This window comes from Sphaerisporangium sp. NPDC051011 (assembly GCF_040653595.1).
GTDB lineage: Bacteria > Actinomycetota > Actinomycetes > Streptosporangiales > Streptosporangiaceae > Sphaerisporangium.
Window position 1 is genome coordinate 12,538 of record NZ_JBFAGG010000031.1, and the last position, 288, is coordinate 12,825.

1 protein-coding gene is annotated in these 288 nt (G+C 62.8%); it reads right to left on the reverse strand.

The genetic code is table 11. The annotated features are described in order from the left end of the window. A partial coding sequence (locus AB0H21_RS39665; protein ID WP_358527020.1) for a hypothetical protein occupies window positions 1-288 on the reverse strand: 288 nt, incomplete at both ends.

The following is a 288-nucleotide window of genomic DNA, read 5'->3' on the forward strand; positions in this document are numbered from 1 at the left end:
GTTGACGCCGTTGAGGTCGGCTTTGTCGGCGAACACGGTTCCCCATGCTCCGCTTCCCTGGCTGACGTTCAGCCCCTCCTTGGGGAAGCTGATCCATCCGTCGTCGGTGCTTCTTCCCTGCACCCATTTGGTGTTGACGCCGTTGAGGTCGGCTTTGTCGGCGAACACGGTTCCCCATGCTCCGCTTCCCTGGCTGACGTTCAGCCCCTCCTTGGGGAAGCTGATCCGTCCGTCGCCGTCCTTAAGCCCCTTCACGTACTCGGTGGCTATGCCGCTGACGGTGGCCTC